We start from the raw sequence: 12,522 nt of genomic DNA, 5'->3' as shown, positions 1-12,522 counted from the left end.
CCCGCCACGCGCTGTGTCGGCTCGCCGCTTGCCGACCCGGGGGTGGTGGTGGGTGAGCGTGCGCCCCGACTGTCCCGGTCTCGGATCTGGCTGCTGGGCGCACTGGCCGCGGCATGTCTGCTCGGCGAGGGCGCGGCGGCCGACTGGTCGGCGGTCCACCTGACCGGCCTGCACGCCTCGGCCGCGGTCGGTGCCGCCGCATACGCCGCGTACAGCGCCGCGATGGCGGCCGGACGCCTCGTCGGCGATCGGCTCACCGCCCGCTTCGGAGCGCCGAAAGTCGTTCGGGCAGGCGCGATTCTGGCGTCGGCCGGACTTCTCACCGGTGTGTCGGTGAACGATGTGCCGTTCGCGTTGGCCGGCTGGGCCGTCTTCGGCCTCGGCCTGGCCGTCACGATTCCTTCCCTGTTCAGCACGGCCGGCACGGGAGGTCCGCGCGCCGTCGCCGCCGTGGCCGTCGCCGGATATCTCGGACTACTCGCGGGACCGGCCCTCATCGGGGCCGTGGCCACCGTCACGACCCTGCCCGTCGCCCTCGTGCTGCCCGCCCTGCTCGCCGCGGGCGTGGCCGCTCTGTCTCATCGAGCATTGGAGAACCAGTGGTAAGCGCTCTGTCTCACTCGTCCACCGACCTCGACGCGGTCATCTTCGACTACAACGGCGTCATCGGCCTGCAGCCGACCACTCCCATGTGGAGCGGTCTCGCCGAACTCGCCGGATGGCGCACCGAAGACCTCACTCATTTCCAGACCGCCTTCTGGAGCGCTCGCGAACCCTACGATTCCGGCGAGTTCGACGACACGGACTTCTGGACCGCGGTGCTCGGCCGCCGGCCCGAACCGGTATTGCTCACCCGCTTACGTGCCGTCGACACCGCGTTGTGGACGCGGACCGACCACCGCGTCGTCGGCCTCCTGCACCGGGCCCGCCAGGCGGATCTGCCGATGGTCTTGCTGTCCAACGCGCCCCACCCGGTCGGCGACGCGCTCGACGCCTCCGACTGGCGCGGCCTGATGACCGACGCCCTCTACTCGGCCCGGCTCGGCATGAACAAACCGCACCTCGACACCTACCGAAATGCCCTGGCCGCCACCGGAGTCGGAGATCCGGGTCGTGTGATGTTCATCGACGACCGGCCCGACAACTGCGAAGCGGCGGCACGACTCGGCCTGCGAACCCTCCACTACACCGGCTCACCCGCCGATATCGAAAGGCAGCTCGGGACGAAATCGGTCGCCGCCTGCCCTAGCTCTTGACGCCGCCCGCGGTGAGGCCGGAGATGATGCGGCGCTGGAACAGCAACACCATGATCACCAGCGGCACGGTGACGATGATGCCCGCCGCCATGATCGCCGCATACGGCTGCACCAGCGGATCGTTACCGGAGAACCGCGCGATCGCGACCGTCACGGGTTCGGTCCGGTCGACCGAGAGCAGACTGGCCAGCAGGTACTCGTTCACCGCGGCGATGAACGCCAGGATCGCCGTGGTGAACACCGCGGGCGCGGCCAGCGGCAGCATCACCAGCCGGAACGCCTGGAACCGGCTCGCGCCGTCGATCCGGGCCGCTTCCTCGAGCTCCCAGGGCAGCTCGGCGAAGAACGAGGCCAGGACGTAGACCGTCATCGGCAGCACGAACGAGATGTTCGGGATGATCATCGCCTGGTAGTGCCCGATCCAGCCGATGTTGGTGAACAGCTGGAACAGCGGCGTCACCAGGACGACCACCGGGAACATCGAGGCGCTCAGGATCAAGCCGGCGACTAGGGTCTTACCGCGAAAGGCCATGCGCGCCAAGGCGTAGGCGGCCATCATGCCGATCAGCAGTGCGATCACGGTGGTGGCCGCGCCGATGACGACGCTGTTGGTCAGCGCCCGGCCGAAGTCGTTGCCGCGGCTGGTGTCGAACGCGTTGCGGAAGTTCTCGAAGGTCAGGTGGGTGGGCCACGGGGTGTTGTCGAAGGTGTAGTCCGGATCGCGGAAGGCGGTCACCGCCATCCAGTAGAACGGGGCCAGGCCCCAGATCAGCACGATCAGCGCACCGACGTACACCCGCGCGGACCGCCACGGTTTGCGCCCAGAGGTAGCAGTGGTCATCAGTGTGCCTTCCGCTGTTCTTCCTGCGTCGCCACCGCATTGGCGCCCAGTATCTTCACCAGCACGAATGCCACCGCGAAAATCATCAGGAAGGTGAGCACCGACAGCGCGGCCGCGCTGTTGGAGCCCTGCCGCACCTGATCGACCACGAGGATCGAAATGGTCCGGGTCGCCGGGTTGCCCTGCATCATGATGGCCGGCAGGTCGTAGAGGCGCAGCGCGTCCATGGTCCGGAACAGCACCGCGACCAGCAGTGCGGGCTTCAGCAGCGGCAGCGTGATGTGGGTGAAGCGCTGCCATGCCGAGGCGCCGTCGACCTTGGCCGCCTCGTACACGTCGTTCGGGATCACCTGCAGTCCGGCGAGAATCAGCAACGCCATGAACGGGGTGGTCTTCCAGACGTCGGCGATGATCACCGCGAATCGCGACCACCACGGATCGGTCTGCCACAGGATGTGCGTGTGCAGCACCCGGTTGACCACGCCGTTGTACTGGAACATGAACTCCCACAACCGGGCTGTCACCGCGGTCGGGATGGCCCAGGGGATCAGCACTGCGGCACGCAGCAGCGCCCGCCCGCGGAAGGTCTTGCCCATCACGGTCGCCATGCCGAGGCCGATGGTCGCCTCGAGCGTCACGGTGATCACCGTGAACAGCAGGGTGATCCCGATGGCCGCCCAGAACTGCGAACCCAGGTTGCCGGTGGGGCACGGCTCGGTTCCGCCGCCGGGCAGGGTGCACTGCTGCAGCAGCCAGTGCGTGTAGTTGCTGAACCCGGCGCTGCCGCCCTCGACGAACATGCCGGTGGCGGGGTCGAGCCCGGCGTCCTTCTGGAACGACATCCACACCGCGCGCACCACCGGATAGCCGATGACGACCGCGAGCGCCACCAGCACCGGTGCGACGAACAACCACGCGCGGCCCGACCCCTGCGGGAGCCGTAAGCCCCGGGAGTTACTGTCGCGCTTCGGTTTCGGGCTCACCGGCAAATCGTCGGGTGGCGCGAGATCGGTCGCACCCGAAGGACTCGACACGTTCAACTCTCCTACGGGGCAGACTGCGGACAGGGTCAGGAGCCGGCGGCTTCGATGCCCTTCTGCATGCCGATGATCGCGTCATCGACTGATTTCTTACCGGTCAACGCAGCATATGCGTTGTCCTGGATGGCCTTCGACACCGCCGGGTAGAAGGGGGTCACCGGGCGCGGCACGGCGCTGGCGATCGAATCCTTCAGCGCGGGCAGATACGGGAACTTCGCGATCAGCGCCGGATCGTCGTACATCGACGACCGCACCGACGGGAACGCGCCCTCGGCGACGATGCGCTGGGCATCCTCGCTGATCAGGAAGCGCAGGAAGTCCAGCGCGGTGGCCTTGTTCTTGGAGTAGGCGCTGATGGCGGCGTTGTAACCACCGAGCGTGGAGGCGCCGATGCCGTCCTTACCGGGCAGTGGGGAGACGCCGAAATTGCCCTTCACCGCGGAGGAGTCGGCCTGGGCCACACCGTAGAAGTTGGGCCAGGTGCGCAGGAACAGCAGCTTGCCCGAGGCGAAGGCGTTCTGGCTCTCCGGCTCCTTGAAGGAGATGGCCTCCTTGGGGATGTCGCCGTTCTTGTAGGCGTCGGTGAGCACCTGCAGGCCGGCGCGCGACTGCGGGGAGTTCACGGTCGCGGTCTTGCCGTCCGGGCCGACGAACGAGCCGCCGTAGGCGTTGATCACCTCGGCCGCGTTCACGGTCAGACCTTCGTAGGGTGCGAACTGCCCTGCGTAGCAGCCGATTCCGTGATCGCGCGCGATATTGCAGTCGGCCAGCAGTTCCGGCCAGGTCTTCGGCGGATTCGGAACCAGATCCTTGCGGTAGTACAGCAGGCCGCCGTTGGTGTTGCGCGGCGCGGCGTAGAGGGTGCCCTGGTAGGTCGCGCTGGCGACGGTCGGCGAGAGCAGCGTGGAGGTGTCGAGGGCGAAGGAGTCCTTCAGTGGCTGAATCCAGCCCTTGGCCGCGAACTCGGCGGTCCACGGCACGTCCAGCGCCATCACGTCGTAGTCGGACTGTTTGGCCCGCATGTGCTGGGCCAGGTCGTCGTACTGCTGGGAGGCGTCGTTGGACTGCTCTTTGAACGTCACCTGCTCGTTCGGATGGGCGGCGTTCCACCGGTCGATGAGCTGCTTGACCGCACCCGTCTCGGTGGTGTCCTTACCCTCGACGTAGGTGATCGGACCGCGCCCGCCCAGGTTCTGGCCGGTCGGGTTGCTGCCGTCGCCGCTCGAACAGGCGCTCGTCAACCCGGCGGTGAGCAGTGCCACCGACGCGGTGGCCAGTGCGGCGCGGGACACGAGGGACGAGCGTCGTGACGCGGCGCGCGCGCGAGCCTTACGCGCCTTGTTCGAGGACGCCTTGTTCAAAGCCATCGATACTCCAGGGTCGTAACGAACACAGGTGCCAAGCGTGAGCGCCCGCACACTGCGCCGGTTGCACAAGGCAAGATACATTGTTCGGCTGCTGCGTGGGATACGGCGTCCGCCCCCGCCCTCCGTGGTTCCGCGAGCTACCGCCTTCCGCCCCCGCCCGATCGTGTGGGGATGTCGGTGCGTTCTCGTATCCTGGCGCTCGATGTCGACCCAGATGCCCCAGGACAAGTTGCTCACCCGGATCGGTGGGCTGTTGCGTCAGGCCGAGTCGACCGACAACGAGCACGAGGCCGAGGCGTTCATGGCGGCTGCCCAGCGCCTGGCGACCCGTTCGTCGATCGACCTGGCGGTGGCCCGTGCCCATATCGCCGGCCGCGAACGCCGCCCGACACCGATGCAGAAGGTCGTCCCGATCGGCGAGGCGGGGAAGAAAGGGCTGCGCACCTACGTGCAGTTGTTCGTGGCGATCGCCGCGGCCAACGATGTGCGCTGCGATGTGACCCGCACGTCCACGCAGGTGTACGCCTACGGCTTCGACACCGATATCGCGACCTGCGAGGCGCTGTACACGAGCCTGCTGGTGCAGATGGTGCGGGCGTCGGACCACTACATCAAATCCGGCGCCTACAAATCGGCGACCGTGGAGAAGGTCGTGGTGGAGACGCGCTGGGGTCGCAGGGTGCAGCGTCGCATACAGGCCCCTGTCGCAGCGGTGACGGCTCGGCTGAATTTCCAGATGGCGTTCGCCGATCGGATCGGCCGCCGGCTGGCGCAGGTGAAGGCGGATGTGGAGGCCGAGGCGGTGCGCGACGATCCCGGCTCCGCGGAATCGGCCGCGGGCACCGCGCTGGCCCTGCGCAACAAGGACCTCGAGCTCACCGATTTCTACTCCCGCACCTCCGACGCCCGCGGCACCTGGCGCGGCCCGCAGGAATCCACGGGGTACTCGCCGGCCGCGCGACGTGCCGGGGATCGTGCCGGCCGAAGCGCACGGCTGGGTCTGTCCCCCGAATTGCCCACCGGGCGAGGGCGTCTCGAAGCGCCCGGAGCATGAGCCGCACGAGAGCGGCGCAGTGCGGCGCCGTCCTGATGTGCCCGGCGCACCGCGAGCCGCAGTTGTGACGCCCCGGGATTCGCAGCGCAGCCGCGTCTACGATGCCGAGGGTCTGGTGCGGCGGATGTTCGAACGAGCCGAGGAATTCGGGGCTCGCACGGTCGACTTGCACGGCTCGCAGCTCACGCTGCCGATCGAGCGGAAGTTCGCCTCGGTCGAATCGGTCCAGAGCTATGTGGACCGAGTCCTGGCATTGAATTGGGTACGCGCGCAATGGCTTCGGGCCGATACGCCGCTCGCGGTGCGTGCCCGCGCGGGCACCGCCGCGGCGCACTACGAAACCGGCCGCGCCGTCCTGGCCGTACCCCTGCACACCGGCGGAACCGCGTGGGCGCTGCGCGAATTGGTCATACTCCACGAAATCGCCCACCACTTGGAGCCGCCCGGCGTCGACCTCGCCCCGCACGGCCCGGAATTCTGTACGCGCTACCTCGAGCTGGTCGACGGGATCATCGGCCCGGAAGCCGCCCTTCTTCTGCGCGCCACTCTGCACGACTGTGGCGCCCGAGTGGGCTGAACCGATGCCCCGGGCCGTACCGCACGGCCCGGGACACGAGCGCTACTGCCCGGGCGCCTCCGCCCGCACCGTCGGGTCGATGAGGCCGAAGATCTCGCCCTGGGGAGCCTGGACGACGGCGGAGCGGCCGAACGGGGTGTCGTCCGGTCCCATCAGTGCCGTGGCACCGAGTTCGGTTGCGCGGGAGAGCTTTTCGTCCGTCCCGGCGACCTGGAACCAGGTGAGCCAGTAGGGCGGGTTGTCGCCGGGTGCGCTGCCGGCGTCCATGACGCCGCCGGCGACGTCCGCACCGGGCGGGGAGAAGGTGGAATAGACGAAGTTCTCACCGTCGCCGATTTCGTCGAAGGTCCAGCCGAAGACGCGGCGGTAGAACTCCTGTGCGGTGGCGTAGTCGCCGGTGTGCAGTTCGTTCCAGCAGTAGGAGCCGGGTTCGTTGTAGATACCGGCACCGGTGTGGGCCTTGGCCTGCCAGACGCCGAAGATGCCGCCGGTCGGATCGGCGGCCACGCACATGCGGCCCACGTCCATGACGTCGAAGGGCGGGACGAACACGGTGCCCCCGGCCGCGCCGATGGCCTCGGCGACCGCGTCGACATCGTCGGCGGCGAGGTAGGTGGTCCACACCGAGGGCATCGGCGCCTCGCCCATCTTGGGCCCGATTCCGGCGGCCGGTTTACCGTTCAGCATCGCCATCAGATATCCCCCGGCCTCGGGCGGGCTGTCCATGATCTCCCACCCCAGCAAACCGGAGTAGAAGTCGCGGGCAGCCTGCGGATCGTCGACCGAACAGTCGATCCAGCAGGGCGTACCCTGCGGCCACGCAGAATCACGAGTGGGCATTGCGGAACTCCTATCGTGTGTTCGAGCACGTGAGAACTGCCGATGGCACACGATCAGCTAATCACAGACGGGCGGGTGGGAAAACCCTCGTCCCGCACCCGCCGAGGCGTGTGAGGCCGCGATCAATCAAGGAGCCGCAGCACCCGCTCCAGCCGGCTTCGCCACCACGCCGTGCGCTCCGGATCGGGATGGCGGAAGCGTTCCAGCAGTGCGGGATCCGGGTTCGGCGGGGTGCGCGGAACGCTCAGATATCCGTCGACGGGGCGCAGTGACTCCGCGACCACGTCGCCGGCGAACAGGTTGACGGTGCCCAGCCCGCAGGCGTGGTCGAGTTCCGGCAGGGCGCCGGCCAGCGCGAGCTGGGCCGACAGTCCGACGCTCGTCTCCAGTGCCGAGGAGATCACGCACGGCAGTCCCGCCGCCTGCGCCACCCGCAGTGCCCGCCGCACTCCGCCGAGCGGTGTGCATTTCAATACGGCGATATCGGCCGCTCCCGCCACCGCGACCCGCAGCGGATCCTCGGCACGCCGGATGGATTCGTCCGCGGCGATGGGAATGTCGACCCGCCGCCGGACCGCCGCCAGCTCCTCGATCGTCCGGCACGGTTGCTCGGCGTATTCCAAACCCTGTGCGGCACGGTCGATCTGACGCAAGTTGGTGACCGCGGTATCGACATCCCAGACCGCGTTGGCATCGACCCGGACGGCACCGTCGCCACCCAGCGCATCGCGGACGGCCGCGACCCGCTCGATATCCTCGGCGAGCGAGTCGGGATGATCGGCGATCTTGACTTTCGCGGTGCGGCAACCGGATTCGGCGACGATGGCATACGCGCGCTCGGGTCCGACCGCGGGAACGGTGCAATTGACCGGAATGCGATCCCGGACCGGTTCCGGCCAGCCCTCCTCGATCTGCTCGACCGTGGTGGTGAGCCAGTTCGCGGCCTCGCGGTCGTCGTATTCGACGAACGGGCAGAACTCACCCCAGCCGCGCGGTCCTTCGAGCAGCATCCCCTCACGGACGGTGATGCCGCGGAAGCGAGTACGCAGCGGAATCGCGTAAACCAGGGCCGACGCCGGATCCAGATCGCTCACCCGGGCCAGCCTAACCCTGCGAAACGGCGACGGACCGGCGGCCGACCAGTGGTGCTTGCGAGCACCGGTCGAAGGGATTTCCATAAGTAGCCATGGAGTTCCGGCCGGCTCGCCCGCCGCTGCGGCGCGGCGATGCCGTGCTGAGTGCCGCGGTCTATCTGGCCGGTTGCGGTGTGGCGTGGGTGATCTGGCGGTACGGCCTGCCGTACCGGGATATGGCGCGGCAGCGCACTCGGCCGGGGGACAGTCATCTGCCGCTGGCCTACGCCGTGGCGTTCCTGTCCCTGGTCGGTGCGCTGCTGCTGGCCGGGCGGTGGACCCTGCGGGCGTTGCGGGAACGCCGCCCGGCCTGGCCTTACGCGCTGCTCATCCTGCCGCTGCTGGCCGAGGCATGGCTGCTCGGTTTCGCGGCGGCGCTGGTCGTGGTGTCGGTCTGAGGCTCAGAGCCGCTCGTAGATGGTCGCGTTCGCCAAACCGCCTGCCTCACACATGGTTTGCAGTCCGAAGCGGGCCCCGCGTTCGTGCAGTGCGTGGACCAGCGTGGTCGCCAGCCGCGCACCGGAGGCGCCGAGCGGATGCCCCAGCGCGATCGCGCCGCCGTTGACGTTCACCCGGGACAGATCCGCGCCGGTATCGGCGGCCCAGGCCAGTACCACCGAGGCGAAGGCCTCGTTGACCTCGAACAGGTCGATATCGGCCAACGACAGGCCCGAGCGCTGCAACACCTTCCGAGTCGCCGGGATCACCGCGGTGAGCATCAGCAGCGGATCGTCGCCCGCGACCGCGAAACTGTGCAGCCGGGCCAGTGGCCGCAGGCCCAGTTGCGCCGCCTTCTCACTGGTCATGATCAGCACCGCCGCGCTGCCGTCGTTGATCTGACTCGCATTGGCGGCGGTCACGTTCCAGCCGATCTCGGGGAATCGGGCGGCATAGGCCTCGCTGTAGTAGGCCGGCCGCAGCCCGGCCAGGGTTTCCAGGGTGCTGCCGACGCGAATGCCCTCGTCGGTGCTCAACCCGGCCAACGGCGCCAGTTGTGCCTCGAAGGATCCGTTCTTCGTTGCGGTGGCGGCCTTTTCGTGACTGGCGAGCGAGAATTCGTCCATGGCGGTGCGCGAGATGCCCCAGCGCGCCGCGATCAGTTCCGCGCTGATCCCCTGCGGTACCAGCTCGTCCGGATACCGCTCGGTGAAGGCCACACCGTTGATATCGGTGGCGCCCGCCACGCTCGACCCCATCGGCACCCGGCTCATCGACTCCAGACCGCCGGCGACGACGATGTCGTAGGCCCCGGCCAGCACGCCCTGCGCGGCGAAGTGGATGGCCTGCTGGCTGCTACCGCACTGCCGGTCGACCGTGGTGGCCGGAACGGATTCCGGATATCCGGCCGCGAGCGCGGCCCGGCGGGTGATGTTGACCGACTGCTCGCCGACCTGGGTGACCACACCGCCGATGACGTCGTCGATCAGCACCGGATCGATCCCGCTGCGTCGCACGACCTCGCGCAGGCTGTGGGCGAACAGGTCGACCGGATGCAGTTCGTGCAGCGCTCCGGTGGCTTTGCCCTTGCCGATCGGGGTGCGTACGGCCTCGACGATCACTGCGTCTCTCATGGCGATTCCTCCGGTATCGCGCCGTTGCGACATCTGACTCAGTCGCTCTAAAGTCAGGTTAGGAGCTGGCATTAGTTGTGGCAAGTCAGAGTTGGTATGATCGTCGTCATGCCCGTGAAGTTGGAAGGACCCCTGCGTGATCTGAATTCGTGGAAGCCGGACGGCTGTTCCATCGTGAAGGCGCTGGACATCGTCGGCGCCCGCTCGACGATGCTGATTCTGCGCGAATCCATCTACGGCACCACCCGCTTCGACGGTTTCGCGGCGCGGGTGGGTATCACCGATGCCGCCGCGGCCGCCGCGCTGCGCAAACTGACCGACGCGGGACTGCTGCGCAAACAGCCGTATCGGGAAGAGGGTAAGCGCACCCGCAATGAGTACGTGCTCACCGAGATGGGCCGGGATCTGCTGCCGGCGATCTTCGCGCTGTGGCAGTGGGGGGACAAATATCTGCAGGGCGGAGTGCCGCCGCTGGAGCGGATCGAAGACACCACCGGTGAACCGGTGCGGGTGGAGTTGCGCAGCGTCGGCGGTGACGAGGTCGCGCTCGAGGACATCCGGGTCCGGGTCAACCAGGACTGGCGCCGGGCACGCGTCGGAACCCGGGATGTGACCGCACAGCGATGAGACGATCGGCGCGGGTCTTCGGCGGACCGGTGCGTGGGCTGACGATCGTGCCCTCGAGCACCCGGAAGCGTTCGAGGGCAACGATATTCGAGTCCTAGGTCAGTCGCTTACCGCTGGCCGGGTCGAAGAAATAGGTGTGCTCCGCATCGCTGGTGAGCGTCAGCTTGTCGCCCTTCTGCGGCGGATTGCGCCAGTCGGCGCGGGCGACGATCGTCTGATCTCCGCCGGCCTCGCCCAGGGTGCGGCCGTAGATGTAGGCGTCCGAACCCAGCTCCTCGACCACATCGATCTCCATGGCGATGCCGTCGGAACCGCCGGCCGGATCGAAATGCTCCGGCCGGATGCCGACCACCACGGTCTCGCCCGCGGCGTCGGCCACCGTGCGCGGCAGCGCGATCGAATGTCCGCCGACGGTCACCGAACCGTCCGACACCGGCAGGGTGAACAGGTTCATCGCCGGGGAGCCCATGAAGCCCGCGACGAACAGATTCGCCGGATCCCGATACAGATCCCGGGGTGAGGCGCACTGCTGCAGCAGTCCGTCCTTGAGCACCGCCACCCGGTCGCCCATGGTCATCGCCTCCACCTGGTCGTGGGTGACGTAGACCGTGGTGGTGCCGAGCCGGCGCTGCAACTGGGCGATCTGTGTGCGGGTCTGCACGCGCAGTTTCGCGTCCAGATTCGACAGCGGTTCGTCCATCAGGAATACCTGCGGCTGCCGCACGATCGCGCGTCCCATCGCGACCCGCTGACGCTGACCACCGGACAGCGCCTTGGGCTTGCGGTCCAGGAAGTCCTCGAGGTCGAGCAGTTTCGCCGCCTCCAGCACGCGCTGCGTGCGCTCGGCCTTACCGACCTTGGCCATCTTCAGTGCGAAACCCATGTTCTCCGCGACCGTCATATGCGGATACAGCGCGTAGTTCTGGAAGACCATCGCGATATCGCGCTGTTTGGGTTCGGCGTCGGTGACATCCTTCTCGCCGATCAGAATGCGGCCGTCGTTGACCTCCTCGAGTCCGGCCAGCATGCGCAGCGAGGTGGATTTGCCGCATCCGGACGGTCCGACCAGTACCAGGAATTCGCCGTCGGCGATCTCGAGATTCAGCTTGTCGACGGCGGGTTTGGTCCCACCCGGGTAGAGCCGGGTGGCGTGGTCGAAGGTGACCGTGGCCATGGTGAATCAATCCCTTCACCGGCAGGAACGTGCCGGACGATCCGAGTAGAGGGGTCGGTGCGCGCCCCACAGTAACCCAGCGGCCCGCGCGGGGTGCAGCGGGCGAGTAGCCTCGTCAAGGGCCGCTGACCGGCCGCGAGAGCAGCTCACGAGACGAAGGAGCATCGGATGACTCGACCGGTTCGCATCGGAGTTCAGCTACAGCCGCAACATGCTCCCGACTACGGGCTGATCCGGGATGCCGTGCGCCGGGCCGAGGATGCGGGCGTGGACATCGTCTTCAACTGGGACCACTTCTACCCGCTCTACGGCGATCCCGACGGCGCTCACTTCGAATGCTGGACCATGCTCGGCGCGATCGCCGAGCAGACCGAACGAGTCGAACTCGGCGCCCTGGTGACCGGCGGCGGATATCGCAATCCCGACCTGCTCGCCGATATGGCCCGCACCGTCGACCACATCTCCGGCGGCCGGCTGATCCTCGGCATCGGCGCCGGCTGGTTCCAGAAGGACTACGACGAGTACGGCTACGAATTCGGCACGCCCGGAACACGTCTGGCGTTGCTCAAGGAATATCTCGCCCGCATCGACGCCCGGCTGCCGAAACTGAATCCGGCGCCGACGCGCCACATTCCGATCCTGATCGGCGGCGGTGGTGAGCGAAAGACGTTGCGACTGGTCGCCGAATACGCCGACATCTGGCACAGTTTCGCCGATATCGAAGCGCTGGAACGGAAGTCGAAGATTCTGGCCGAGCACTGCGCCGAGGTCGGCACCGACGCGAACCGGATCGAGCGGTCGGTGTCCTGGCCCGGCGCCGAACAGGCCGAGCGGCTGGTGCAGGCCGGCGCGACCCTGTTCACCGTGGGCGTCGGCGGGCCCGACTACGAGCTGAGCGTGGTGGAGCAGGCCGTCGCATGGCGGGACAACTTCAATCCGGAGTCGGTGACCGGTATCGCCTGATCGAACACCGCCTGATCGAACACCGCCTGATCGAATCAGTGGGATTCGATTTCCGCCGGGCGATGTGGCAGGGGCGGCG

14 protein-coding genes are annotated in these 12,522 nt (G+C 67.8%); 7 read left to right on the top strand and 7 right to left on the bottom strand.

All coding sequences use genetic code 11. The features are described 5' to 3' along the window. Together NN2_RS37655 and NN2_RS07350 are read left to right on the top strand one after the other, a co-directional pair. Window positions 1–606: MFS transporter (locus NN2_RS37655; protein WP_501193546.1), on the top strand; the 606-nt coding region annotated here is incomplete at its 5' end. Then, the gene (locus NN2_RS07350) at window positions 600–1,256 is read left to right on the top strand and encodes an HAD family hydrolase (protein ID WP_231983118.1); all 657 of its coding nucleotides are present in this window, start codon (window positions 600–602) and stop codon (window positions 1,254–1,256) included. The genes NN2_RS37655 and NN2_RS07350, both read left to right, overlap by 7 nt. Here the strand turns inward: NN2_RS07350 and NN2_RS07345 are convergent. From NN2_RS07345 to NN2_RS07335, 3 genes are all read right to left on the bottom strand, one after another. Next, window positions 1,246–2,097, bottom strand: coding sequence for a carbohydrate ABC transporter permease (locus tag NN2_RS07345; protein WP_063011542.1), 852 nt, complete (start codon window positions 2,095–2,097; stop codon window positions 1,246–1,248). The two genes, NN2_RS07350 and NN2_RS07345, sit on opposite strands and share 11 nt — an antisense overlap. Further along, window positions 2,097–3,080 (bottom strand): carbohydrate ABC transporter permease, encoded by a 984-nt coding sequence (locus NN2_RS07340; protein ID WP_051043442.1) that lies wholly within the window; start codon window positions 3,078–3,080, stop codon window positions 2,097–2,099. The genes NN2_RS07345 and NN2_RS07340 overlap by 1 nt, the downstream gene beginning before the upstream one ends. 86 nt (window positions 3,081–3,166) lie before the next feature. After that, on the bottom strand, window positions 3,167–4,429 hold the full coding sequence (locus NN2_RS07335) for an ABC transporter substrate-binding protein (protein WP_030514173.1): 1,263 nt from the start codon (window positions 4,427–4,429) through the stop codon (window positions 3,167–3,169). 289 nt (window positions 4,430–4,718) lie between these two features. Here NN2_RS07335 and NN2_RS07330 point away from each other — a divergent pair, with 289 nt between their 5' ends. Next, the gene (locus tag NN2_RS07330; protein ID WP_063011588.1) at window positions 4,719–5,558 is read left to right on the top strand and encodes a DUF2786 domain-containing protein; all 840 of its coding nucleotides are present in this window, start codon (window positions 4,719–4,721) and stop codon (window positions 5,556–5,558) included. A gap of 64 nt (window positions 5,559–5,622) precedes the next feature. Further along, entirely contained in the window at window positions 5,623–6,135 is a 513-nt protein-coding gene (locus NN2_RS07325; protein ID WP_063011538.1) for a TIGR04338 family metallohydrolase, read from the top strand. A gap of 42 nt (window positions 6,136–6,177) precedes the next feature. On the opposite strand, the gene NN2_RS07320 is transcribed toward NN2_RS07325, so the two are convergent. Continuing rightward, a complete protein-coding gene (locus NN2_RS07320; RefSeq protein ID WP_030514176.1) occupies window positions 6,178–6,975 on the bottom strand; it encodes a VOC family protein in 798 nt (265 codons plus the stop codon). A 122-nt stretch (window positions 6,976–7,097) separates the two neighbouring features. Further along, window positions 7,098–8,069 carry an o-succinylbenzoate synthase gene (locus NN2_RS07315; RefSeq protein WP_245658582.1) on the bottom strand — a complete coding sequence of 324 codons (972 nt, stop codon included), beginning with the start codon at window positions 8,067–8,069 and terminating at the stop codon, window positions 7,098–7,100. A 92-nt stretch (window positions 8,070–8,161) separates the two neighbouring features. On the opposite strand from NN2_RS07315, the gene NN2_RS07310 reads away from it, so the two are divergent. Further along, window positions 8,162–8,506, top strand: coding sequence for a hypothetical protein (locus NN2_RS07310; protein WP_063011536.1), 345 nt, complete (start codon window positions 8,162–8,164; stop codon window positions 8,504–8,506). Window positions 8,507–8,509: 3 nt separating this feature from the next. On the opposite strand, the gene NN2_RS07305 is transcribed toward NN2_RS07310, so the two are convergent. Beyond that, a complete protein-coding gene (locus NN2_RS07305; protein WP_063011584.1) occupies window positions 8,510–9,679 on the bottom strand; it encodes a thiolase family protein in 1,170 nt (389 codons plus the stop codon). A gap of 108 nt (window positions 9,680–9,787) precedes the next feature. On the opposite strand from NN2_RS07305, the gene NN2_RS07300 reads away from it, so the two are divergent. Then, the gene (locus NN2_RS07300; protein ID WP_063011582.1) at window positions 9,788–10,306 is read left to right on the top strand and encodes a winged helix-turn-helix transcriptional regulator; all 519 of its coding nucleotides are present in this window, start codon (window positions 9,788–9,790) and stop codon (window positions 10,304–10,306) included. A 94-nt stretch (window positions 10,307–10,400) separates the two neighbouring features. On the opposite strand, the gene NN2_RS07295 is transcribed toward NN2_RS07300, so the two are convergent. Beyond that, window positions 10,401–11,480, bottom strand: coding sequence for an ABC transporter ATP-binding protein (locus tag NN2_RS07295; RefSeq protein ID WP_063011534.1), 1,080 nt, complete (start codon window positions 11,478–11,480; stop codon window positions 10,401–10,403). Window positions 11,481–11,648: 168 nt separating this feature from the next. Here NN2_RS07295 and NN2_RS07290 point away from each other — a divergent pair, with 168 nt between their 5' ends. After that, window positions 11,649–12,443, top strand: coding sequence for an LLM class F420-dependent oxidoreductase (locus NN2_RS07290; protein ID WP_063011532.1), 795 nt, complete (start codon window positions 11,649–11,651; stop codon window positions 12,441–12,443). Window positions 12,444–12,522 lie beyond the last annotated feature (79 nt).

The sequence above is a fragment of the Nocardia nova NBRC 15556 genome (assembly GCF_001613005.1).
Classification (GTDB): Bacteria; Actinomycetota; Actinomycetes; order Mycobacteriales; family Mycobacteriaceae; genus Nocardia; species Nocardia nova.
This window is presented reverse-complemented; position numbering and strand designations above follow the sequence as displayed.